The sequence below is a fragment of the Stenotrophomonas sp. ATs4 genome (assembly GCF_051861585.1).
GTDB lineage: Bacteria > Pseudomonadota > Gammaproteobacteria > Xanthomonadales > Xanthomonadaceae > Stenotrophomonas > Stenotrophomonas maltophilia_AS.
In genome coordinates this window covers 54,901-77,766 of sequence record NZ_JBLYPK010000013.1, presented here as the reverse complement: position 1 = coordinate 77,766, position 22,866 = coordinate 54,901, and the positions used below count along the sequence as shown (strand labels likewise).

Annotated in this window: 17 protein-coding genes; 4 read left to right on the top strand and 13 right to left on the bottom strand. The window is 66.5% G+C overall.

Annotated features, from left to right (window positions below; all coding sequences use genetic code 11):
• Nucleotides 1–80: 80 nt before the first annotated feature.
• From mdcH to ABR323_RS19900, 11 genes are all read right to left on the bottom strand, one after another.
• A complete protein-coding gene (gene mdcH / locus ABR323_RS19950; protein WP_439450543.1) occupies nt 81–1,001 on the bottom strand; it encodes a malonate decarboxylase subunit epsilon in 921 nt (306 codons plus the stop codon).
• The gene (mdcB, locus tag ABR323_RS19945; RefSeq protein ID WP_135272693.1) at nt 998–1,855 is read right to left on the bottom strand and encodes a triphosphoribosyl-dephospho-CoA synthase MdcB; all 858 of its coding nucleotides are present in this window, start codon (nt 1,853–1,855) and stop codon (nt 998–1,000) included. Before mdcB ends, mdcH begins: the two co-directional genes overlap by 4 nt.
• Nucleotides 1,852–2,502 carry a malonate decarboxylase holo-[acyl-carrier-protein] synthase gene (mdcG, locus tag ABR323_RS19940; protein WP_135272694.1) on the bottom strand — a complete coding sequence of 217 codons (651 nt, stop codon included), beginning with the start codon at nt 2,500–2,502 and terminating at the stop codon, nt 1,852–1,854. The genes mdcB and mdcG overlap by 4 nt, the downstream gene beginning before the upstream one ends.
• Complete coding sequence (mdcE, locus tag ABR323_RS19935) at nt 2,495–3,205, bottom strand: biotin-independent malonate decarboxylase subunit gamma (RefSeq protein WP_135272695.1); 711 nt, start codon at nt 3,203–3,205, stop codon at nt 2,495–2,497. The genes mdcG and mdcE overlap by 8 nt, the downstream gene beginning before the upstream one ends.
• Complete coding sequence (locus ABR323_RS19930) at nt 3,202–4,110, bottom strand: biotin-independent malonate decarboxylase subunit beta (RefSeq protein WP_135272696.1); 909 nt, start codon at nt 4,108–4,110, stop codon at nt 3,202–3,204. Before ABR323_RS19930 ends, mdcE begins: the two co-directional genes overlap by 4 nt.
• The gene (mdcC, locus tag ABR323_RS19925; RefSeq protein WP_439450542.1) at nt 4,107–4,427 is read right to left on the bottom strand and encodes a malonate decarboxylase acyl carrier protein; all 321 of its coding nucleotides are present in this window, start codon (nt 4,425–4,427) and stop codon (nt 4,107–4,109) included. The genes ABR323_RS19930 and mdcC overlap by 4 nt, the downstream gene beginning before the upstream one ends.
• A gap of 10 nt (nt 4,428–4,437) precedes the next feature.
• A complete protein-coding gene (gene mdcA / locus ABR323_RS19920) occupies nt 4,438–6,081 on the bottom strand; it encodes a malonate decarboxylase subunit alpha (RefSeq protein ID WP_439450541.1) in 1,644 nt (547 codons plus the stop codon).
• Between the two features lie 258 nt (nt 6,082–6,339).
• Nucleotides 6,340–8,532, bottom strand: a complete 2,193-nt coding sequence (locus tag ABR323_RS19915; RefSeq protein WP_439450540.1) for a TonB-dependent siderophore receptor — start codon at nt 8,530–8,532, stop codon at nt 6,340–6,342.
• 356 nt (nt 8,533–8,888) lie between these two features.
• The gene (gene mqo, locus ABR323_RS19910; RefSeq protein ID WP_439450539.1) at nt 8,889–10,589 is read right to left on the bottom strand and encodes a malate dehydrogenase (quinone); all 1,701 of its coding nucleotides are present in this window, start codon (nt 10,587–10,589) and stop codon (nt 8,889–8,891) included.
• Nucleotides 10,590–10,856: 267 nt separating this feature from the next.
• Entirely contained in the window at nt 10,857–11,303 is a 447-nt protein-coding gene (locus ABR323_RS19905; protein WP_439450538.1) for a GNAT family N-acetyltransferase, read from the bottom strand.
• A 169-nt stretch (nt 11,304–11,472) separates the two neighbouring features.
• Nucleotides 11,473–12,378 carry a LysR family transcriptional regulator ArgP gene (locus tag ABR323_RS19900; RefSeq protein WP_135272702.1) on the bottom strand — a complete coding sequence of 302 codons (906 nt, stop codon included), beginning with the start codon at nt 12,376–12,378 and terminating at the stop codon, nt 11,473–11,475.
• Nucleotides 12,379–12,515: 137 nt separating this feature from the next.
• On the opposite strand from ABR323_RS19900, the gene ABR323_RS19895 reads away from it, so the two are divergent.
• Together ABR323_RS19895 and ABR323_RS19890 are read left to right on the top strand one after the other, a co-directional pair.
• Nucleotides 12,516–13,151: a LysE/ArgO family amino acid transporter gene (locus ABR323_RS19895; protein ID WP_308309163.1), complete on the top strand. Its 636-nt coding sequence runs from the start codon at nt 12,516–12,518 to the stop codon at nt 13,149–13,151.
• 178 nt (nt 13,152–13,329) lie between these two features.
• Entirely contained in the window at nt 13,330–15,318 is a 1,989-nt protein-coding gene (locus tag ABR323_RS19890; RefSeq protein ID WP_439450537.1) for an alpha/beta hydrolase family protein, read from the top strand.
• A gap of 56 nt (nt 15,319–15,374) precedes the next feature.
• Here ABR323_RS19890 and ABR323_RS19885 read toward each other — a convergent pair whose 3' ends face one another.
• Together ABR323_RS19885 and ABR323_RS19880 are read right to left on the bottom strand one after the other, a co-directional pair.
• On the bottom strand, nt 15,375–17,129 hold the full coding sequence (locus ABR323_RS19885; protein WP_439450536.1) for a peptide MFS transporter: 1,755 nt from the start codon (nt 17,127–17,129) through the stop codon (nt 15,375–15,377).
• A 71-nt stretch (nt 17,130–17,200) separates the two neighbouring features.
• Nucleotides 17,201–18,349: a DUF1624 domain-containing protein gene (locus ABR323_RS19880; protein ID WP_439450535.1), complete on the bottom strand. Its 1,149-nt coding sequence runs from the start codon at nt 18,347–18,349 to the stop codon at nt 17,201–17,203.
• Between the two features lie 200 nt (nt 18,350–18,549).
• Here ABR323_RS19880 and ABR323_RS19875 point away from each other — a divergent pair, with 200 nt between their 5' ends.
• Nucleotides 18,550–20,514 carry an OPT family oligopeptide transporter gene (locus ABR323_RS19875; protein WP_439450534.1) on the top strand — a complete coding sequence of 655 codons (1,965 nt, stop codon included), beginning with the start codon at nt 18,550–18,552 and terminating at the stop codon, nt 20,512–20,514.
• A gap of 228 nt (nt 20,515–20,742) precedes the next feature.
• Nucleotides 20,743–22,821 (top strand): prolyl oligopeptidase family serine peptidase, encoded by a 2,079-nt coding sequence (locus tag ABR323_RS19870; protein WP_439450533.1) that lies wholly within the window; start codon nt 20,743–20,745, stop codon nt 22,819–22,821.
• The last annotated feature ends 45 nt before the right edge of the window (nt 22,822–22,866 follow it).

The window sequence follows — 22,866 nt, the reverse complement described above, 5'->3', positions numbered from 1 at the left end:
TCGCGTACTGCACGGATGGAAGCCCGCCATCCACGGGTATGGCCTGTTACGTACTGCGCGTTACGTACTGCTCAAACCCGTTACTGCTGCCGCTGCAGCGCGCTGCGGACCCACGCCGCCGCCCCTTCCAGGCTCTGGAACTCTTCCACCGCACGGACTTCGCAGCACGGATAGGCCGGTGCAACCATGCGCGCCAGTGCGTTGCCCGGACCCAACTGCAGGAACACCCGCGCGCCGCGCTCGAAGGCCTGGCGCATCACCTGCGCCCACTCGATGGTCTGCGCCAGCTGCGCTGACAGGGTGTGCACCACAGCAGCGGTATCGCGTACCGGGCGGGCGTCGATGCCGGCCAGCAGCGGCAGGCGGGGCGGTTGCAGCGCGGCCGCCCGCAGCGCATCGGCAAACGATGCAACGGCCGCCGACAACAGCGGCGTGTGCGCCGGCACATGCACCGGCAGGGGCTTTACTTCGGCGCCCTGCGCAAGCGCTGCGGTAGCCAGCGCATGCAGCGCGGGCAGCCTGCCGCCCACGATGAAATGGTCGTGGCCGTTGGCGATGGCCACGTGCGCACCCCGGGCATCGCACAACGGCTGCAGCGCACGGCGATCCAGCCCCAGCACCGCCTGCATGCCCGCATCGGCCGGGCTTGCAGCGTCCATCAGCCGTGCACGCTGTACTGCCAGGGCCAGGCAGGTGCCTGCATCAAAACTGCCAGCGATCGAATGCGCGGCCAGCTCGCCGATGCTGTAACCGGCCACCAGCAGCGGAGCGGGCAGGGCGTCACGCAGGCCCTGCCAGTGCGCCAGGATTGCCGCACACAGCAGCGGCTGGGCCTGCGCATTGTCAAAGCGGTTGTCGCGTGCTGCGGCAGCGATCACGTCGTGGCCCAGCACGGCGCTGGCCGCCTCCAGCACGGGGCGCGCGGCGGCAACATCGCGCACGCGGTCGAACATCGCCGGATGCTGTGCACCTTGTCCGGGGCAGAGCAGGGCCAGGCTCATGCGCCCTCCTGCTGCAGCAGAAACCATGCGCAGGCCAGCAGGTCTGCACTGCCGCCCGGGCTGAGCCGGCGTGCGGCGAAGGCATCGCCGATGCCGTGCAGACGCGTGTGCCAATCCGGTGCGAATGCGCCGCCGCAGGAAAGGAAGGCGGCGGCCTGCTGCTGCGCCCAGCGCAGGCCATCGGCGCCGCCACGGTGCAGCAGGTTGAGGTCATCCACCTGCGCGATGAGCTGCATCAACGTGTGGCACAGCGCGGCATGGGCAGGCAGGCCACTGCCCAGCGCGTGGCGCAGGGTGGGCAATGCCAGTTCGCGCAGGATGGGGTAGCCGGCAGCGGCCTGCTCGCGCACACCGGCCACGCCATGCAACGTTCGCGCGCGCTGGCCGGGGCTGTCTGCATTCAATGGTGCTGCTGCCAGTGCATCGTTCCACTGCCGTACTGCCAGGCATACCTGGGCACCGGACGGGGCGTGGCCCTGCTTACGTCGGCACGCTGCCGAGGCAGCCACCAGCAGGCCAAGGCTGAAGATCGCGCCGCGATGGGTGTTGATGCCGCCGGTGGCGCGCAGCATCGCTGCTTCGGCGGCGATGCCGTGTGCGCGCAGCACCGCGAACGGTGCGCCTGCCGCGCCCTCCCGCGCCACCGCAGTGAAATAGTGGCGCAGCGCAAATAGGCTGCGCAGGAACGTGCCTGCATCCATATCGTCATGGCTGCCGCTGTCGAACGGTGTGACCAGGCCGGGCTTGGGCGCACAGGCCAGTTCGGTGTGCAGGCTGGCGACCGCCAAGCGGCCCAGACGCGCGCTGTCGACCTGCGCGGTTGTGGGCGTCGATAGGCGCACGACGGCGTTCATGCCGCCGCTCTTGCCGCAGTGAACAGCGATATACGAGGTTCCAGCGCGGCGCCTTCAAGGCGCTTCACCAGCACTTCGCGGGTGGGGCCGGCGTATTCGCGCCAGTTCACCGCACCGCCATCGGGCAGGCACAGTTCGCCGTCCACCCGATGGGGATGCTGGCTCTCCCAGTGGCGCAGTTGCGCAATCAGCGCATCAACCTGCGCGGCATCGGCAACCTGCCACAGCAGATCGATGTCGGAGTGGTCATGCACATAGGCAAGGCCGGTCAGATGCTGCCAGGCGAATGCACCAAAAACGCGCGCTGGTGCGATGGCCGCAAGTGCCTGCAGCGGCGCATGCCAGCCGGGGGCAATGATGGGATCAGTCACCGAAAGCAGCTCTGCTAAGGTCGGCGGTTCCTGCACACGCTCAACATCCTGCAGGGCAACGCGCAGGGCCAATCGCTGCTTGCCGTCGGCCGGTGGCAGCGGCACGCCCAACCGCAGGCGCGGATCGGGGTCATCGGCCGCGCGCCGCGCCACCATCGCCGGCAGGCCCTGCGCGAACCACGCGGCAAGGCGCGGCTCCTGCGTAGCCACGTCGGCGCGCCAATCGGCGTGGGCCGACAGCCAGACCAGCATGTGGCGGGCGGGATGCTCAGGCATTGCCGTGGCTCACCGCTTCCACGACCTGCGCGGCCAGCAGGCGTCCACCGCGTTCGGCACCCAGAATGGCACGCCGGTCGCAGTCGGCAGGTGCGCGCAGCGCCTGCAGCAGATGCTGCGCAAGGTCGCCGTCCCACAGCGACTCCACTGCACCCATCGCCACATAGTTCTCCACGCCCGGTGCAAATACCGGCGAGGTCTGGCTCAACGCCTGCAGTTTTTCCAGCGGCTGCTTGGTCACCCGTGCCATCGCGCGCAGGTCCATCACCCGCACCTGTGCATCGGGCAGGGCATGGATGTGGTCGGCCATCAGCCCGAACGAGAGGAAGCCGCCACTGACCGATTCGCCGTAGACCAGGGTGATCAGGCGCGCGCCGCGACGGCGGGCAAGATCCAGCGTCTGCGCCAGGTGCGCGAAGTAGCCGTTGATGCCCAGCAGTTCATCGCGGCGGGCCAGGCGCTGGCCCGCGGTATCGACCAGCATCACGATCGCGCGTTGCGGGTAGGCGGTGGTGCTGGCCAGCACCGTATCTGCCAAGGCCCACGCATGGTCCACACCTACTTCGATCTTGTCGGTGGTGCCGATAACGGTCACTACGCCGTCAGCGGTGGTGGCCGTACCGGTCAGCACCGAATCCTCCACGGCGATGGTGTGCCCCTGCGGGAACAACGCGTCCAGCAGGGTGTGCAGGGGCGCAGTCATGGCAGGCTCCGGTGCGCGGTGGCGGCAAGGAAGGCATCGGTTTCCAGCAGCGGCAAGCGCTCCGGGTCGGCAATGCCCTGGCGCGCCCAGATCTGCAGGCCATCGGTGCAGTCACCCCAGGCATCCACGCGCGCCTTCAGCGCCGCGTGGCGTGCCTGCAGGGCCGCGAGCGCGGCATCAGGATCGGCGCTTTGGATGTCTGCCTGCAGCGCCTCGAACGCAGCCTGGGCGAACGCGCTGATCGCATCGGGTACCAGCACCTGGGCCTGGTCAATCAGGTAGCGGTGCTTGCCACCGGTCACCCGCCACACCAGCGCGCGGTCGCGCGAGTCGAACTCTTCTACGCCGCGTACGGTTTCGATCACCTCCGGGCCGGACAGCGACAGCCGGCCCTCTTCGGACATGATGACCGTACTGCAGCAGCGGGCGACGATGCCCATGCCGCCGAAGGCGCCGTTGCCACTGCCGATCAATGCCAGCACCGGCACGCCTGCCGCGCGCGCAGCCAACGTGGCACGCATGATCTCGGAAATGGCGATCAGCCCGGCATTGGCCTCATGCAGGCGCACGCCGCCGGTATCGAGCAGCAGCAGCACGCCATCGGGCCGGGTCTGCGCGGCGCGACGCAGCAGGCCGGTCAGCTTGGCGCCGTGCACCTCGCCTACGCCGCCGCCCATGAATTCGCCCTGCTGCGCCGCCACCAGCACGCGTTTGCCGCGCACTGTTGCCTCGCCAACAACGATGCCATCGTCGAAGGCGGCGGGTTGGTCCAACTGTGCCAGGTGGGGGCTGATGACGCGTCGGGCCGGACCGAGGAATTCGTGGAAGGAGCCCGCATCGAGCAGTCCGGCCAGACGCGCGCGCGCATCGGCTTCGTAATAGCTGTGGCGCGGGGCAAGGCTCATGGCTGGCCTCCAGCACGCAGAGTTTCCACGGCCTGGTCCAGGCGCAGGCTGACCACCGCCGGGGTGGCGCCGGCATCGTTGATCGACACGCGTACATCGCGCAGGGGATGGCGGCGGGCGAAATCGGCAATCACCGCCTGCCACACCGTGCCGAAGCCGCGTGCGGCAGTGATGATGCGCACGCTCATCGCACCGTCCAGCGCGGCCGGTTCCAGCAGGATTTCCAGGTTGCCCGAGGCCAGCACGCCGACCAGCACCGCATCGCGCGGGAACTGCACTGCGGTGTGTCCTTCGAATCGATAGTCGAGGGTTTCCATGCTCTGCCCCTTACCAGTTGCGGAAGCGTTTGGGTGGGTCGTACAGGCCACCTGACCAGCGCACCAGGTCCTTCACCGAACGCGCTGCCAGCAGGTCACGGCTGGCATCGCGCACGGAGATACCAAGGTCATCGGGACGGCGGATCACGCCGCGGTCGCGCAGGTTTTCCACCACCGCGCGGTCGCGGCCCATGCCCACGGCGGTATAGCCGGCCACGCCGCGGATCGCCTGTTCGCGCTCCTCAGGGCTGCGGCACAAAAGCAGGTTGGCGATGCCTTCTTCGGTCAGCACATGGCTGACATCGTCGCCGTAGATCATCACCGGCGGCAGCGGCATGTCCGCGCGCTCGGCCAGGTCCCAGGCATCGAGGCGATCGACGAAGGCCGGCGCCATGTGTTCGCGAAAGGTTTCCACCATCTGCACCACCAGCTTGCGTCCGCGCGGCATTTCGCCGGGGCGTGCGGCCTGCTGCCCGGCCTTGATCCAGGCGTCGCTGGCGTGGCGGCGGCCGCGTGCATCGGAACCCATGTTCGGCGCGCCACCGAAGCCGGCGATGCGGTCGCGGGTGGCGGTGGAGCTGTTGCCCTGCAGGTCGATCTGCAGCGTGGAGCCGATGAACATGTCGCACGCATACAGGCCGGCGGTCTGCGAGAACGCACGGTTGGAGCGCATCGAACCATCGGCGCCGGTGAAGAACACATCGCTTCGTGCGGCGATGTACTTCTCCATGCCCAGTTCCGAACCGAACGAATGCACCGATTTGACGAAGCCCGATTCGATCGCCGGAATCAGCGCCGGGTGCGGATTGAGCGCCCAGTGCTGGCAGATCTTTCCCTTCAGCCCCAGCGATTCAGCGTAGGTCGGCAGCAGCAGTTCGATGGCCGCTGTATCGAAGCCGATGCCATGGTTGAGGCGGTTCACGCCGTACTCGGCGTAGATGCCCTTGATGGCCATCATCGCCATCAGCACCTGGATCTCTGAGATCTGCGCCGGGTCGCGGGTGAACAGTGGTTCGATGTGGTTCGGCTTCGGCGCCTGTACCACGAAGTTGACCCAGTCAGCGGGGATATCGACGCGGGGGAGGGTGTCGACGATTTCGTTGACCTGGGCGATGACGATGCCGCCACCGAAGGCGGTGGCCTCGACGATCACCGGGGTGTCTTCGGTGTTGGGGCCGGTATAGAGGTTGCCGTTTCGGTCGGCGGCCTGCGCGGCAACCAGTGCGACGCGCGGGGTCAGGTCGATGAAGTAGCGGCCGAACAGTTCCAGGTAGGTGTGGATGGCACCGATCTGGATGCGCCCTTCGGCCACCAGATTGGCCAGCCGCACCGATTGCGGGCCTGAGAACGAGAAATCCAGCTTCGAGGCGATGCCACGCTCGAACACATCCAGGTGCGAGGGCAGGGACAGCACCGACTGCACCATGTGCAGGTCGTGGACCCGGGCCGGGTCGAGGTCGGCCAGTGCCTGGGCGAGGAAGTCGGCCTGCTTCTGGTTGTTGCCTTCCAGGCAGACCTTGTCGCCTGGCTCCAGCAGTGCGTGCAGAAGCGCGCCGACATCGGCGGCGGCGACCTCGTGGCTGCGGGCCCAGGGCGCGGCGCGCTCCAAGCGCGCCCGGCGGTCGCGTTCCAACGTGTCCCAGCTCGGGTTCATCAACCTGCTTCCGATTGGCGTTGAAATAATTACGGCATAATTATGAAGGGGGTTGCAACCTGCAGTGCAGCAAATCTGGCCGCCCTGCGCATTCAGTAGAGCCACGCCATGCGTGGATGGTGCCTGGCGTGCCGACCAACGGTCTGCACCCACCCAAAAGAAGGGCCCGCGCAGAGGCGGGCCCTTTCTCAGTGCCTGGGGTCGGAGCCCTTCCCTGCGGAAAGGGATCCGACCCCGGTCATGACCGTTTCCAGTTGCTCAGAACTTCCAGCGTAGGCTGGCCGACACGAAGCGCGGCTCGCCGTAGTTGTTGTAGTCCAGGTTCGCCCAGTAGGTCTTGTCCAGCGCGTTGCGCACGCTCAACGTTGCGGTCCAGCTGTCGCTGATGCGGTAGTTGGCGTTGAACTGCACCAGCATGTAGGCCGGCTGGTTCACCGTCACCGTGCCCCCCAACGGGTACTCGATGTTGTAACCCTGCACCTTGCTCTGCCACTGCACGCCACCGCCAATGCTCAGGCGTTCCAGCGCGCCGCGCAGCTGCAGCTGCGTGTTGAGCTGCAACAGATCCTTGGGCGGATTGGCGTACAGCAGGTCGGTCGCCGCGCGGGTCACCTTGACGTGGGTGTAGCCGGCATTGACCGTCCAGCCCGGCAGGATCTCGCCGTTGACGTCCATTTCCCAGCCACGCGCCTTGGTGCCGTTGACGCCGACGTAGGCGGAGGTGCCATCGCTCAGCGAACCTTCCGGCACGCCCATGTCGCGCACCGCGTAGTTGTCCTGCTTGGCCTCGAACACGGCGGCATTGGCGGTCAGGCGGCCATCCAGCCACTGCGTCTTGATGCCCGCTTCCAGGTTCGAACCCTGCACCGGTGCCAGCAGGTTCTCGTTGCGGTCCTTGAAGTTCTGCGGATTGAAGATCTCGGTGTAGCTGGCGTAGGCGGACACGTTCGGGGTGATGTCGTAGACCAGGCCCACATACGGGGTGATTTCATCGCTCACCTTGTATGCGCCACTGGTAGCGGTGTAGGCACCTGCCGCGTTGTACGAACGGCTGAGGGTTTCCCAGCGGCTCAGGCGCGCGCCGGCAATCAACGACAGCGGATCGGCCAGGCGCAGGCGGGTCGCCAGGTAGACGCCGCTCTGCGTGGTCTTGGCGACGCGGCGCGCGCCGGTACGGCGGTAGGTCACCTCGGAAATGTCGCCGTTCCAGGCGTGCACGTTGGGGATGTAGTAGCAGCGATCGCCGCCGCAGCGTGCCCAGTCGTTCGGGTAGTTCAGCGCCAGGGTGTTGGTGGTGCCTTCCAGGTCCGACCACTGTGCGCCGAGGGTCACGTCGTGGTCACGGCCGAACAGAGGGAAGCTGCCGGTCAGATAGGCATCGACGTTGCGACGGGTGTCCTTCGAGTCACCGGCGGCGGCACGCAGGTAGATGCCCGAACCGGTGACCGGGTCCGGGTTGCCGGTGCCGTACAGACGTACGTTCTGCACGTTGCCGCGGGTATAGGCCGTGTTGATCTTCAGCAGCCAGTTGTCACCGAAGCGCTGTTCCAGGTTGGCGAAGGCGGTATTGCTCTCGCGCTTCCAGTAGCTCCACTTCGGCGACAGGTTGGTCGAGCGCGGCAGGTGCGCGAAATTGCCTTGGTTGTCGAAGAACGGCACCGTACCCCAGGTTGAGCCGGTCGGGTTGTTGTCCTGGCTCTGGTAGCCGAGGGTGACGGTGGTGCTGTCGGTGACATCGCCTTCCAGCACCGCCATGCCGGCCATCTTGTTCTCGTCGTAGCGGTCGTAATAGAGCCCACGATCGGTATAGGCAGCGACCACGCGGCTACGGAAGCGACCGTCGGCAGTCAGCGGTGCGGTCACGTCGGCTTCCATGCGGCGGTAGTCCCAGCTGCCGGCACTGACCGAGAACGATGCATCGAACTCCTTGCCCGGACGCTTGCGCAGCAGGTTGACCGTGGCCGAGGGCACGCCGGCGCCGCTGAGCAGGCCGTTGGCGCCGCGGATCACTTCGATGCGGTCGTAGAAGGCGGTGTCGTATTCCTGGTTGGTGGAGCCGCTGTAGGTCGGGATGCCATCGACCTGGAAGTCGGTGATGGCAAAGCCGCGCGCGTAGTACAGCGGGCGCTGCGTGTCATAGAAGGACACGCTGACGCCGGTGACGTTGCGCAACACATCGTTGATGCTGAACAGCGATTCGTCCTGCAGGCGCTTCAGACTGATCGCGGTGGCGGACTGCGGGGTTTCCTGCAGGGTGATCGGCAGGCGCGTGGTGCTGGCCGGCGGTGCCGACTGCTCGGCGCGCACGCTCACCCGGTCCAGGGTCTTGGCATCGGCAGCGCCATCAGCGGCAGCGAAGGCGCTGGGCGTGGCCAGCAGGGTCAGTGACGAAAGCAGGGCAGCCGGCAGCAGCGCGCGGCGGGGCAGGCGATTACGGAGGGGCAGGGACATGGTGGGCTCGAGGCTTGTAAGCGGGGAAGGGCGGCAACAGTCGTCCAGCACCCGGGGCGGCGGCTTCGGGCACATCAGGTCCATCTGGTAGGCGCGCGGTCACTGCGCAGGACGCAAATGTAAATAATTCTTAACAACATTACAATTCGCGTCACTGGGCATCGGCTTTCCGGCGCTGAGGAGTGGTTGAGCGGGGCCGGATCCCATTGCCCTGGACAATGGGCTCTGACCCCGTTGCGGCCTCCTGAGAGCGGGTCAGAGCCCTCTCGTGCGGGAGGGATCCGACCCGCCCCCCCACAAAAACAAACGGCCACCCGAAGGTGGCCGTCCATCTGCATCGCAAGGAGCGCGCAGGCTTACAGCGCCTGCAGTTCCTCGTTGGCGTTGCGCTTCTCCTTGGCCGGTGCCGGCACCGCTGCCGGAACCGCAGCCGGAGCGGGCGACGTCGCGTTCGCATCCACCGGTACCTCCAGGTACGGCAGGCGCAGGGTCTGACTGGTCAGCGTACGGATCTCGTTGACCAGCGCGGCGTTGTCGTTGAGCTTGCGCCCGTACGACGGCACGATCTCGCGCAGGCGGGTTTCCCAGCCGGCCTTCATCTGGTCCGGGAAGGCCTTGGCCATCAGGTCCAGCATGATCGGCGGCGAGGTCGACGCACCCGGCGAGGCACCGAGCAGGGCGGCAATGGTGTGGTCCTTGTCGGTCACGATCTCGGTACCGAACTGCAGCACCGGGCCCTTCAGCGGATCGCGCTTGATGATCTGCACGCGCTGGCCGGCGGTGACCAGCTTCCAGTCACCCGGCTTGGCATTGGGGAAGTACTTGACCAGCTCGGCCTGGCGGTCGGCATCGTTCAGGCGCGCCTGGCCCATCAGGTACTGCACCAGGTCCAGGTTGTCCTTGCCCACTTCCAGCATCGGGCCGACGTTGTTGTGGTTCACCGACGAGTACAGGTCCCACCACGAGCCGTGCTTGAGGAACTTGGTGCTGTACAGCGCGAACGGTCCAAACAGGACCACCGGCTTGCCGTCCAGCTTGCGCGCATCCAGGTGCGGCACCGACATCGGCGGCGAACCGGTCTCGGCCATGCCGTAAGCCTTCACGCTGTGGCGCGAGGTCACGTCCGGGCCCTGGAAGGCGAGGAACTGGCCACCGACCGGGAAGCCGGCGTAGTCCTTCGATTCCGGAATGCCGGACATCTGCAGCAGCTTCAGCGCGGCGCCACCGGCACCGATGAACACGAAGCGGGTGTGGGTAGTGGTCTCGGTGCCGGCCTTCAGGTCCTTCACCGTCACGTTCCAGCTCTTGTCGGCGTTCTGCCGCAGCGCGCTCACTTCATGGTTCAGGTGCAGGTTGAAGTTCGGGCTGCGCTGCAGGCCGGTGGTCAGCTGGCGGGTGATCACACCGAAGTTGACGTCGGTGCCGAGCGGCATCCAGGTCGCGGCGACCTTCTGCTTCGGATCACGGCCTTCCATCAGCAGTGGTGCCCACTGCTGGATCTGCTTGGGATCCTCGGAGTACTGCATGCCGTAGAACAGCGGGTTCTTGACCAGGGCCTGCTGGCGCTTGTGCAGGTAGGCGATGTTGTCATCACCCCAGACGAAGCTCATGTGCGGCGTCGGGTTGATGAAATCGCTGGGCTGGCTCAGCCGGCCTTCCTTTACCTGGTGCGACCAGAACTGGCGCGAGACCTCGAACGATTCGGCGATGCCGACCGCGCGCTTGGTCTCGATGCTGCCATCGGGCAGTTCCGGGGTGTAGTTCAGTTCGGCAAAGGCCGAGTGGCCGGTACCGGCATTGTTCCAGCCGTCGGAGCTTTCACCGGCCACGCCGTCGAGGCGTTCATAGACCTGGATGTTCCAGTCCGGCTGCAGTTCCTGCAGGTAGGTGGCCAGGGTGATGCTCATGATGCCGGCGCCGACCAGCACAACGTCGACAGGCTTGTCATTGCTGGCGGCGGGCACCGAGCGCTTGGTCAGCGGCCAGTACAGGAACAGTGCGGCGGCCAGCAACAGCAGCACGAGCAGGGCGAGCAGAACCTTGCCAAATTTCTTCATGGGGGCGGGATCGTTGGCGGAGGGGAGGGGGTCAGGATGCGCGTGGGGCAGGGAAAGGGCGTGAAGAAACAACGCCTTGCGCCATCCATCCGCGATTCTAACCGGATCTGGTCCGTTTTTGATGCAACGCAGCATCCGACGTTTCGCGGCCCCGTCACCGGGGCGGCGGGCCCGGGTCCGCTCTGGCGATCGCAGCTGTAGTAGCGCCAGCCATACCCGGCGACCTCAGCTCCAGTAGCGCCAGGCCATGCCTGGCGACGCCTTCAATCAGACCAGCTCAAGAATCTCGTCGCCGGCCTCATCAATTTCGCCGGTCGGGCGCCAGCCCAGGCGCCGGTAGAAGCCATGGGAGCGAGAACGCGGATCGGCCGAACAGGCCAGGAACAGCCGTTGGTGGCCGGCATCGCGGGTCAGGCTGACCACCTCCTGCAGCAGCTGGCGACCGATGCCGCGGCCTTCGTAGTCCGGCAACAGGGCCAGCACCAGTATCTCGCCACCGTCGCGGTCGGCGAAGCAGTAGCCGGCCATGCGTTCGCCTTCCCAGGCGATGCGACCGATCGAATCGCCCCGGGCGATGCCGGCCGCCCAACTGTCCCCGGTAATGCCCAGTTCCGCCAACTGCGCGGCACTGAAGGCGTTCTCACGGGTGCGTCCGCGCAGGTCGATGCAGGCGGCGGCATCCTCGGGGCGGGCATCCCGCACGGCTATCGGCATACCGGACATCCTTGTAGTGATTGGCCCGCCAGTATCCGCATCACGCATGGACCCGGTGTGGAGGTTGCGTGGAGATCCGATGGAGCAAAAAGGGGACGGAGGGGATTAAGTCGTCTTTGCCCCGGATGTCGTTTGGGCCTTAAACGACTTAATCCCCTCCGTCCCCCTTTCAGCGCTTGCGCCGGATCAGCGCCGAGGAGGCATCCAGCACCGCGCGGGTCAGCAGCGCCATGGTCTGCACGTCGCCCTTCCAGTGCTGCCAGTACAGCGGCACGTCTTCCCACGCGCGCTGCCGCACATAGACCAGGCGGCCAGCATCCAGATGCCGCTTGACCAGCGGCAGCGGGTTCATGGTCCAGCCCATGCCACCCAGGTTGGCCTGCACGAACGCGCGGGTGGAGGGAATCCACCAGGTCGGCGCGGTGCTGGGCAGGTCGTCGCCGGCCATGCGCCGGGCGAAGCGCGACTGCATTTCGTCCTTGCGGTTGAACACCAGCACCGGCGCAAGTGCCAGCGCCTGCGCGGTTACACCCTTGGCAAAGTGGCGCTCGCGGAACTCCGGGGTGCAGGTGGCGGCGTAGCGGATGCTGCCCAGCGCATGGATCTGGCAGCCCTGCACAGGCTCGTCCAGCGTGGTCACCGCGCCCAGCACGGTGCCCTGGCGCAGCAGTTCGACGGTGTGGTCCTGGTCCTCCACGCGCAGGTCCAGCGTGGTGCCGGTGCTCTGTGCGAACTGCGAGGCGGCCTGCGGGAACCACGTTTCCAGGCTGTCGTGGTTCACCGCCACCGGAATACTGGCCTGGGGCAGGTCCTCGTCGGCCAGGCCCATCCGGTGCAGCGCGTCGTGTTCGAGCAGGGCGGTCTGCTCGGCCAGCTGGACCAGTACCTGGCCCTCGGCAGTGGCGGTGGCCGGGGTGCCGCGCTTGACCAGCAGGCGGCCCACCCGATCCTCCAGCGCCTTGACCCGCTGCGAGATAGCCGAGGGCGTGACATTGAGCGACTGCGCGGCGCGGTCGAAGCTGCCTTCGCGGATCACCGCAGCCAAGGCGCGCAGCTGGGCATGGTCGATGCGCATCGAATTAAGTTCCGCTAATGTTGGTTTAGTAAGTTTAGCTCGTCTTTTTCATGTTGCGGCGCGACAATGGCGCCTGTTCCGGTGCTGTCCGCCTTCGCGAGGCACCGTCCCCCAAGCAAGTAAAGGCAGTGAATCCCATGTTCTCGGTCATCTCCGCCAGCACCGGCCTCGGTGCCTGGTTCTCTGGTGCAGCCACCGGCATCGGCCTGTTCGCCGTGGTCGGGGCCCAGAGCGCCTTCATTCTGCGCCAGGGCATCCTGCGCAAGCACATCGTGCCGGTGGTCGCCACCTGCGCGGCCATCGATGCGATCTTCATCTTCGCCAGCGTGGCCGGCCTGCGCACGCTCACCTCGGCGCTGCCGTGGCTGACCACCGCCGTCCTCTGGACCGGCGTGGCGTTCCTGGCCTGGTACGCGATGAAGTCGGCACGTCGGGCGATCGCCGGTGGCGGCGGCATGGGCGAGGCTGACAGCGACGACGGCAGCCGCCGTGCGGTGCTGATGGCCGCGGTCGGCTTCTCGCTGATCAACCCGCACTTCTGGCTGGACATGATGGTGATCGGCTCGATTGCCGAAAACTTCGGCAACGCCCGCATGGCCTTCGCCGCCGGCGTGGTTACCGCCAGCTGCATGTGGCTGACCGCGCAGGGCCTGGGCGCACGCCTGCTGGCGCCGCTGTTCACCAAGCCCAGTACCTGGCGCGTGCTCGATGGCACCATCGCCGTGATCCTCAGCATCCTGGCCCTCACTCTGGCGGTGCGCGGGGTCCATTGACCCGGCGCACGCCCCCCGAACCCACGTCCTGACTCTCTCTCCAAGGTAGTGGCAACAACGGCACCGGCAACGGTGCCGTTGTCTTTTCTGGATCTGGCCCATTGGCCTCTGGCGGGAAATGCGGAGGCCTGCCTAGAATCGGCAATCAGGACAAGGTGTCCGAGGAGCAGGGGGAAGGATGCGCAGGACGACGTTGGCGGCCGCACTGGCCGCTCTGGGGTGCGTTGCCATGGGCAACGTAGGTGCGGTGGATCTGTCGCAGTACGTGCGGCAGGAGGCCTTCACCGACATCAAAATTTCACCGGCAGGCGAATACGTAGCGGCGACCGTGCCGCTGGAGGACGCCACCGCGATCGTGGTGCTGCGCCTGAAGGACAAGCAGATGGTCGGCAATTTCCGGCCGCCGGACAAGAATCACGCCTACCAGTTCGACTGGGTCAGCGACGAACGACTGCTGATCGGCCTGGCGCAGAAGTGGGGTTCGCTTGATCAGCCCAATCCCACTGGAGAGCTCTACGCGATCAACGCCAACGGCAACCGCGGTGAGCTGCTGGTGGGCTACCGGGTGGAGAGCAAGGGCCCAGGCACCCTGATCCAGCCGAAGAAGGTGGAGGCTGTCGCCGCCTTCCTTGCTGACGATCTGCCGGGCGACGAGCGCAATGTGCTGGTGACCGTGTGGCCACTTGCCGAAGACCCTTTCACCCGCGTCGATCGGATGGATGTGACCAGCGGCCGCCGCTCGAGGGTGGCGTCGTCGCCGGTACGGCGTGGGGAGTTCACCACTGACGGTGCCGGCGAAGTCCGCTTCGTGCACGGCGCCGGCAGTGACAACGTCAACAAGCTCTACTTCCGTGAGCGCTCCGGCGACAACTGGAAGCTGATCAACGACGAAGCGGTCAGCAAGCGCATCGAAACGGCCATTGGCTTCTCCGCTGGTGACGGCCTGGCCTATCTCAATGTCGAGCAAGCGCAAGGGCCCAACGCGATCGTCAGCTGGAATCCGCAGACCGGCGAGCGCGCCACCCTGCTGCGCGACGAGGTGGTCAATCCGTACCGGATCATCCACCGACCCGGGACCCATGTGCCCGTGGGCGCGCTGTACCTGGGGGACAAGCCGCGGACCCGCTTCTTCGACGACAGTTCAGCCGATGCGCGCCTGTACCGCAGCCTGGAGGCGGCGTTCGGCAGCGCGGTCTACATCACATCCAGTACCCGCGACGGTCGCGTTGTCCTGGTGGAGACCTGGTCGGGCACGAACCCTGGCGACTTCTATCTGTACGACACGGTGGCACGCAAGGCCGAGCACCTGATCAGCCGCAGTGAGTGGATCGATGTAGACCGTAGTGCCAGCGTGCGCCCGGTTGCATTGAAGGCTCGCGACGGGCTGCCGCTGCATGGTTTCCTGACCGTGCCGGCCGGCAGCGACGGGCGCAACCTGCCGATGGTGGTGATGCCGCACGGCGGGCCCTTCGACATCTTCGATTCGGGCGAGTACGACCGCGAGACGCAGATGCTGGCCGCCGCCGGTTACGCCGTGCTGCAGGTCAACTTCCGTGGCTCTGGCAACTACGGCCGCGCGCACACCCAGGCCGGTGCGCAGCAGTGGGGCGCGGCGATGCAGGACGATGTCACCGATGCCACCCGCTGGGCCATCGCAGAAGGCATTGCCGATGGCCGTCGCATCTGCATTTACGGCGCCAGCTACGGGGCCTACTCGGCGATGATGGGCGCCGCCCGCGAGCCAGGGTTGTACCAGTGCGCGGCCGGCTATGTCGGTGTCTACGACCTGCCGATGATGTACACCCGTGGTGATATCCAGGACCGCGGTTCAGGCGTGACCTACCTGCGCGAATGGCTGGGTGATCCGGCCAAGCTGGGTGCGGTGTCGCCGGTGAACCTGGCCGAACGGATCAAGGTGCCGGTGTTCCTCGCAGCGGGTGGCGAAGACAAGCGCGCACCGATCCTGCACACCGAGCGCATGGAAGCGGCACTCAAGCGTGCCGGTACGCCGGTGGAAAGCCTGTACTACAAGACCGAAGGCCACGGTTTCTACACCGAGGCACATCGCAGCGAGTACTACGGCAAGCTGCTGGCGTTCCTCTCGCGCAGCCTGGGTGGCAAGACCGCGACGACCGCACCTGCGGCCGGCAAGGACAAGGCGCCCTGACGTGAAGGGCGGCGGATGCTCTGTCCGCCGCCCTCGATATCCGCCTGCGGGGCGGGCTACTTCACCCCGTGCATCATCCGCTTCAGCAGCGGTGCGGCAATGAAGGCCAGCACCGCACAGCCCAGGCCGATCCACATCAGCAGCCAGAACAGGTGCGCATAGGCACCAGCGGCGGCCACCATGTCCAGCGATTCGCCTTCCGGCACCTCGATCGCGGCCAACTTGCCGAACAGGGCCGCCAACGTTTCCGAGAATGCCGTGGCCAGGAACCAGGTGCCCATCATCAGGCTCATCACCCGTGGCACGGCCAGCTGGGTCACTGCCGACAGGCCGACCGGCGACAGGCACATCTCGCCGCTGGCCAGCAGGAAGTAGGCCAGCACCAGCCACCACACGCTGGCCATCTCGCCGGTGGCGCCCACCTGCTGTGCGGCCAGCGCCAGCGGCACGAACGACAGCGCGCCGATCACCAGGCCCCAGGCCGACTTCACCGGCTTGCCCGGCTCCCAGCCACGGCGGTCCATCCACGTCCAAAGCGCGGCGAAGGCCGGCGCCAGCAGCACCAGGAACAGGCCGCCCAGGTAGGTCAGCGAACCGGCGGTCTGCGGGATCACCAGGCAATCGCGTACCAGCAGCACCAGCATCAGCGCGACGATGGCGATGAAGAACGCACGCGGTGCGTTCGATCCGGGGCGGCGTTCGGACAGTCGCGCGCTGACCACGAAGCCCAGCGGCGCCAGCAGCAGCGAGATGATCGACCACGGCAGCGGGGTACCGCCGGTGATCACCAGCGAGGGCACGATGTCCTTGGTCAGCAGGCGGTCGGTGAAGGTCACCCACGAGCCGTAGGACTGCTCGTACATGGTGAAGAACACCAGCGCCATGAAGATCAACACCATCAGCGCGATCATCTGCTGGCGCTGCACCGGCGTGCACTTGCTGCCGGTGAACCAGGCGAACCAGACCAGCACGCCACCCAGCACCAGCAGCATCAGCATCAGTGCCAGGCTGATTTCACCGCCCAGCGCGAACGCACCATTGCCTGCGGCCCACATCAGCCACGCCACCGGCAGCACACCGAGCACCGCGCACAGATAGATGAGCCATTCGCGCGGCAGGCCCAGCACCTTCTGCTTCAACGCCGCCGGTTGCGGCGCTTCGGCGTGGCCCTGCAGGTACTTCTGGCCCCACAGGAACATCGCCAGGCCGGCCAGCATGCCGATACCGGCGGCGCCGAAACCGTACTTCCAGCCATAGGCCTCGCCGAGGAAGCCGCACACCAGCGAAGAGAACAGCGCGCCGAGGTTGATGCCGGCGTAGAACAGCGAGAAGCCCGAGTCGCGGCGCGGGTCGTCCTTGGGGTAGAGCTTGCCGACGATGGTGGAGATGTTCGGCTTCAGGAAACCGACGCCCATGATGATCAGCGCCAGTGACAGGTAGGTCACCGCCAGTGCGGAGGTGTCGCGCACCACTTCGCCGTTCACCCGGTACGCGGCGTGCCCCTCGAAGGCCATGCCCAGATGGCCGAGCACCAGCAGGATGCCGCCGAACAGCACCGCCCGGCGCATGCCCAGCCAGCGGTCTGCCAACATGCCGCCGAACACGGGGATGCAGTACACCAGGCCGCCATAGGCACCGAGCAGGTCGAGCCCGGCCTTGTCGCCGAACAGGTGGTACTTGGTGAGATAGAGCAGCAGCAGCGCCTTCATGCCGTAGAAGGAGAAGCGCTCCCACATTTCGGTGAAGAAGCAGACGTAGACGCCCTTGGGATGGCCCAGGAAGTCGTCGGAAGCGATAGCGGTGGAATTCATCGCGGAATTATAGGCGCGCGCCCGCTTTCAGTAGATCCACGTCGTGCGTGGATGGCCGCCCAGATGGCCTCCTACAGATACCGCAACCACGCAAGATCGCGTCGCCGTGCCTTGAACCGCGCAAACGCCCGCGTCGGCGGGTACAGCACCACCGCCAGCGCACAGGCCACCAGCAGCAGGCCGGCCACCGAATCCAGTGCGTACAGGTCGCCGTGCGTCGGCCCCCAGATCGCCAGCGCGCCCAGGTACAGCCCCTTCAACACGTACAGATGCAGCAGGTAGAAGAACATCGGCGCCGCACCGATATCGGCCAACGGTCGCAGCGCACGCGCCAGGGGCGGCCATTCGTACAGGCGCAACAACAGCAGGCCCACGCCCAGGGTCAACAGCAGGAACTGCAGCGACGGCGGGTACTTGGTGATGTTGAACACGCTCATCCAGGTGCGCAGCGTGGTCTGCTGGTACTGCCAGGGTGCGTCGCCATACTGGTTGGCGAAGCGCAGCAGGGCGAACAGGACCAGCGCGCCGACGCCTGCCCACAGCAGCCAACGCTGGCGCTGCGCCGGGTCGCGCTCGCGGGCGAACCACGGTCCCATCAGGTAGCCCAGGGCGATCACCCCTATCCACGGCAGCACCGGGTAGGAGGTGCGCAGGCGCAGCACGCCGGCCTCGATCCAGTCGCGCTGGTGCAGCACCTTCCACAGCACCGCCAACAGGCCATTGCCTTCCACGCGAACGCCGTCGAACAGGTTGTGGCCGGCCACCAGCAGCACCGCCAGCACTGCCAGCGCCGGGCGCGGCAGCCACAGCAGGCCGGCCAGCGCGATCATGCTCAGGCCGATGGCCCAGATCACCTGCAGGTACACCGTGTCCGGTGGAAACTGGAAGGTCCAGGCGAAGTTCACCAGGGTCAGTTCCAGCACGACCAGGAACAGGCCGCGCTTGAGCAGGAACGCGGCGGTGGCCCGGCGCGGATCCGCCTGGCGCTGACCGTACAGCCAGGCCGACAGACCGGTGAGCAGCACGAAGGCCGGCGCGCACAGATGCGCCAGCAGGCGGCAGGCGAACAGGGCCGGCGAGACCGTGGATGCATCCATCGGGTCGCTCACCTGGTACTGCAGGAAGAACGTCTCGCGCACGTGGTCGAGCAACATCAACAGCATCACAGTGCCGCGCAGCTGGTCGATGGAGGCCAGGCGGGGGGAGGGGGAAGAAGGCATGCGATGCAGTAACAACAAGGTAGCATTAAGATATAACATATCATTTGCGGTGCGCCCAGCCGGACTTTGCCGGGTCGGTCGGTTGCCGGTTCGCGGACGGGTCCATTGCGCTGCAGCACACGCCCCCATCCTTTGGCACGCTGGACTTGATCTGCCCTGAACGCTAGCGTGGCAGGGATTTTTTGCCAGCAGGGGCTTTCATGAACCATGACGCTGCGCCCAAGCAGCTCACTTTCCGCGCGGTGGTCCTTGCCATCGTGCTGGCGGTGGTGCTGTCGGCCGCAAACGCCTACCTCGGTCTGTTCGCAGGCCTGACCATCGCCACCGCCATTCCCGCCGCGGTGATATCCATGGGCGTGCTGCGCCTGCTGGGCGGTGGCTCCATCCTTGAAAACAACATCGTGCAGACCGGCGCTTCGGCCGGCTCCTCGATCGCCGCCGGTGTCATCTTCACCATCCCGGCGCTGGTGATCATGGGCTACTGGCCGGACTTCAAGTACTGGTGGGTACTGGGCATCGCCGGTCTCGGCGGCCTGCTGGGCGTGCTGTTCTCGGTGCCGCTGCGCCGTTCGATGATCGTCGAAGATCCGCTTCCGTTCCCGGAAGGCAAGGCCGCGGCCGAAGTGCTCAAGGCCGGTGAAAACCCCGGCCCGGGCCTGAAGATCCTCGGCCTGTCGGCGGTGATCGGTGCCTTCGTCAAGCTGGCCGCGAAAAGCGGCATGAACCTGATTCCGGATGCGTGGTCGACCTCGGCCTACATCGGCAGTTCCAAGGTCACAGCCTTCATCGGCACCAATCTGTCGCCGGCGCTGCTGGGCGTGGGTTACATCGTCGGCCTCAACGTCGGCATCGTGGTGGTATCCGGCTCGATCCTGACCTGGCACATCGCCATTCCGGTGTACCAGGCGTTCTTCATGAATACCGATCCGGGCCTGGCCGCGTCGATCGCCACGGCCTCGGCCACCGACGCCGCGGGAGCCATCTGGAACGTGAAAATGCGTTACCTGGGCGTCGGCGCGATGCTGATCGGCGGCATCTGGACCCTGATCTCGTTGCGCAAGTCGTTGCTCAACGGCGTCAAGAGCGGCTTTGCCGCCGCCCGCAAGAGCGGTGGCCCGGTGCTGGCGCACACCGAGCGCGACCTGCCGATGAAGTGGATGCTGGTGGCCCTGGTGGTCTTCGTGCTGCCGCTGCTGGCCCTGTACCAGGCCATCGTTGGCCAGTGGCACGTGTCGATCCCGATGACCATCATCATGATCGTCGCCGGCTTCCTGTTCGTGTCGGTCTCGGCCTATCTGGCCGGCCTGATCGGCTCGTCCAACAACCCGGTATCGGGCATCACCATCTCCACCATCCTGTTCGCCTCGGCCGTGCTGGTCGTGCTGCTGGGTGCCGACGGCCTCAAGCCGGTCGGTGCCGGCGGCGCACCGCTGGGTGCGGTGGCGGCGATCATGATCGGCGCGGTGGTGTGCTGTGCTGCCGCGGTCGGCGGTGACAACCTGCAGGACCTCAAGGCCGGTTACATCGTTGGTGCCACCCCGTGGAAGCAGCAGCTGATGCTGGGCATCGGTGCGTTCTCGTGCGCGCTGATCATGGCCCCGGTGCTGAACCTGCTGGCTACCGCCTACGGCATCGGCGTGAAGTCCGAGCTGCACCCGAACGCGCTGGCCGCACCGCAGGCCAACCTGATGGCCTCGGTCGCCAAGGGCCTGTTCGGTGGCGAACTGCCGTGGACCTTCATCGGCATCGGTGCCTTGATCGGTGCCGCCATCATCGCCTTCGACAGCTGGCTGAAGTCGCGCAACGCGCGCTTCCGCGTGCCGGTGCTGGCGGCCGCCATCGGTATCTACCTGCCGCTGGAGCTGATGGTGCCGATCTTCCTCGGTGGCCTGATCGCTTACCTCGTCGAGCGCTTCCACAAGGTGCGTGCCGATGACGAAGAAGGCCGCGACCGCGTGCACAAGCCGGGCGTGCTGTTCGCCGCCGGCCTGATTACCGGTGAAGCGTTGATGGGCATCGCCATTGCGGTGCCGATCGTGGTCAGCAGCCGCGCCGACGTGCTGGCCGTGCCGTTCCATCTGCCGGCCGCACAGTGGATCGGCCTGGCCGTGCTGTTCCTGGTCGGTTGGCTGATCTACCGCACCGGCAAACGCGCCGTGGCGTAAGGGAACGGGTAGTGCCGGCCGCTGGCCGGCAACCCTGGAACCCGTGACGCCCCATGGTTGCCGGCCAGCGGCCGGCACTACCGTTGTCCCAAGCAAACCGTGCTACGGCGCGGTTTGCCTTTTCTGGCGGCGGGGCCAATCCCTACGGGCGGCCATGACCGATGGCCTTGGCAGCCCCGGCCGCACGGGCCTACCATCGGTTTTTTTTGCCGTCCTGCGGAGACCCCGATGAAACTGCGTCATGCCCTGCTGCCACTGAGCCTGCTGGCTGCCCTGCCCAGCGTTGCTGCTGCCCGTGGCCTGGAAGTCCGCGACATGGTGGCCATGGACCGCGTCTCCGCGCCGGTACTGACCGCTGACGGCGGCACCGTCGTGTTCGCCAAGCGCAGCGTGGACGCCAACCTGAAGGCCTCCACCGCGCTGTTCGCGCGCAACCTGCGTACCCGCGACGCAGCGCCGCCGAAGCAGATCACCCCGGCCGGCTGGAGCGTCAATTCCGCTTCGCTCTCGGCCGATGGCCAGACCGTGTACTTCCTCAGCGCCAAGAACGGCAGCCAGCAGCTGTACGCGCAGCCGATCAATGGCGGCACCCCGCGCCAGCTGACCGACTTCCCGGTCGACGTGGACAGCTACCACGTGTCGCCGCAGGACGACCGTGTGCTGTTCAGCGCCGGCGTGTTCCAGTCCTGTGCCTCGGACCTGGCCTGCACCGAAAAGAAGCTCAAGGACGTGGCCGGCGCCAAGGCCAGCGGCAAGGTCTTCGATTCGCTGTTCGTGCGCCACTGGGATACCTGGAACGACGGCCGCCGCAACACCCTGTTCGTGGCACCGCTGCCGACGACCAAGGCCGGCGCGGTCAAGGGCGCATCGGCGCTGAGCGCGACCATCGATGGTGATGCACCGTCCAAGCCGTTCGGCGGCAACGATGATTTCGCGTGGTCGCCGGATGGTGCCAGCGTGGTGGCCAGCATCCGCGTGGCCGGCAAGCAGGAGCCGTGGTCGACCAACTTCGACCTGTACCGCTTCGACGCTGCGGGCAAGCAGGCGCCGGTCAACCTGACCGCCTCCAACCCGGCCTGGGATGCCGGCCCGGTGTTCAGCGCCGACGGCAAGACCCTGTTCTACCGTGCGATGAAGCGCCCGGGCTTCGAGGCCGACCGCTTTGGCCTGATGGCCATGGACCTGGCCAGCGGCAAGACGCGCGAGATCGCCCCGCAGTGGGATCGATCGGCCGGCGGCATCGCGCTGTCCGCTGATGGCACCAGCATCTACACCACCGCCGACGATCTCGGCGAACACCCGTTGTTCCAGATCGACGTGGCCAGCGGCAAGGCCACCAAGCTGATCGGCGATGGCAGCGTGACCTCGGTGGACGTGGCCGGCACCAGCGTGGCGATCACCCGCAACAGCCTGAAGAGCAACGACCAGGTGCTGGTCGGCCTGCTGCCGGCTGCCGGTGAGCCGATCGGCGAGCTGCGCGCGCTGACCCCCGCCGCCGGTGACGTGCTGAAGGACGTCAGTTTCGGCGACTACGAGCAGTTCGAATTCAAGGGCTGGAACAACGACACCGTGCATGGCTATGTGGTCAAGCCGCACAACTACCAGGAAGGCAAGTCCTACCCGGTCGCGTTCCTGATCCACGGCGGCCCGCAGGGCAGCTTCGGCAATGGCTGGAGCTACCGCTGGAACCCGCAGACCTATGCGGGCCAGGGCTACGCCGTGGTGATGATCGACTTCCACGGTTCCACCGGCTACGGCCAGGCCTTCACCGATGCGATCAGCCAGCACTGGGGCGACCGCCCGCTGGAAGACCTGCAGAAGGGTTGGGATGCGGCGCTGAAGAAGTATTCCTTCCTCAACGGTGACAAGGCCTGTGCGCTGGGCGCCAGCTACGGTGGCTTCATGGTCAACTGGATCGCCGGCAACTGGAACAGCCCGTTCAAGTGCCTGGTCAACCATGACGGCGTGTTCGACCAGCGCATGATGGGCTACGCCACCGAAGAGCTGTGGTTCACCGAGTGGGAGCAGGGCGGTACCCCGTACCAGAAGGCCGCGAACTACGAGAAGTTCAACCCGGTCAACCACGTGGCCGACTGGAAGAAGCCGATCCTGGTCATCCATGGCCAGCAGGACTTCCGCATTCCGGTCGAACAGGGCCTGGCCGCGTTCACCGCCGCCCAGCGTCAGGGCATCGAATCGAAGTTCCTGTACTTCCCGGACGAAAACCACTGGGTGCTGAAGCCCAACAACAGCATCCTCTGGCATGACACCGTCAATGCCTGGCTGAAGCAGCACATCGGCAACTGATGACTGCAGCGCCGCCCTTCGGGGCGGCGCTTTTGTTTACTGGTA

Bases quoted from the DNA above. Each gene is read 5' to 3' on its own strand.
- mdcH (WP_439450543.1), bottom strand. From the start codon at position 1,001: ATGAGCCTGGCCCTGCTCTGCCCCGGACAAGGTGCACAGCATCCGGCG.
- mdcB (WP_135272693.1), bottom strand. From the start codon at position 1,855: ATGAACGCCGTCGTGCGCCTATCGACGCCCACAACCGCGCAGGTCGAC.
- mdcG (WP_135272694.1), bottom strand. From the start codon at position 2,502: ATGCCTGAGCATCCCGCCCGCCACATGCTGGTCTGGCTGTCGGCCCAC.
- mdcE (WP_135272695.1), bottom strand. From the start codon at position 3,205: ATGACTGCGCCCCTGCACACCCTGCTGGACGCGTTGTTCCCGCAGGGG.
- ABR323_RS19930 (WP_135272696.1), bottom strand. From the start codon at position 4,110: ATGAGCCTTGCCCCGCGCCACAGCTATTACGAAGCCGATGCGCGCGCG.
- mdcC (WP_439450542.1), bottom strand. From the start codon at position 4,427: ATGGAAACCCTCGACTATCGATTCGAAGGACACACCGCAGTGCAGTTC.
- mdcA (WP_439450541.1), bottom strand. From the start codon at position 6,081: ATGAACCCGAGCTGGGACACGTTGGAACGCGACCGCCGGGCGCGCTTG.
- ABR323_RS19915 (WP_439450540.1), bottom strand. From the start codon at position 8,532: ATGTCCCTGCCCCTCCGTAATCGCCTGCCCCGCCGCGCGCTGCTGCCG.
- mqo (WP_439450539.1), bottom strand. From the start codon at position 10,589: ATGAAGAAATTTGGCAAGGTTCTGCTCGCCCTGCTCGTGCTGCTGTTG.
- ABR323_RS19905 (WP_439450538.1), bottom strand. From the start codon at position 11,303: ATGCCGATAGCCGTGCGGGATGCCCGCCCCGAGGATGCCGCCGCCTGC.
- ABR323_RS19900 (WP_135272702.1), bottom strand. From the start codon at position 12,378: ATGCGCATCGACCATGCCCAGCTGCGCGCCTTGGCTGCGGTGATCCGC.
- ABR323_RS19895 (WP_308309163.1), top strand. From the start codon at position 12,516: ATGTTCTCGGTCATCTCCGCCAGCACCGGCCTCGGTGCCTGGTTCTCT.
- ABR323_RS19890 (WP_439450537.1), top strand. From the start codon at position 13,330: ATGCGCAGGACGACGTTGGCGGCCGCACTGGCCGCTCTGGGGTGCGTT.
- ABR323_RS19885 (WP_439450536.1), bottom strand. From the start codon at position 17,129: ATGAATTCCACCGCTATCGCTTCCGACGACTTCCTGGGCCATCCCAAG.
- ABR323_RS19880 (WP_439450535.1), bottom strand. From the start codon at position 18,349: ATGCCTTCTTCCCCCTCCCCCCGCCTGGCCTCCATCGACCAGCTGCGC.
- ABR323_RS19875 (WP_439450534.1), top strand. From the start codon at position 18,550: ATGAACCATGACGCTGCGCCCAAGCAGCTCACTTTCCGCGCGGTGGTC.
- ABR323_RS19870 (WP_439450533.1), top strand. From the start codon at position 20,743: ATGAAACTGCGTCATGCCCTGCTGCCACTGAGCCTGCTGGCTGCCCTG.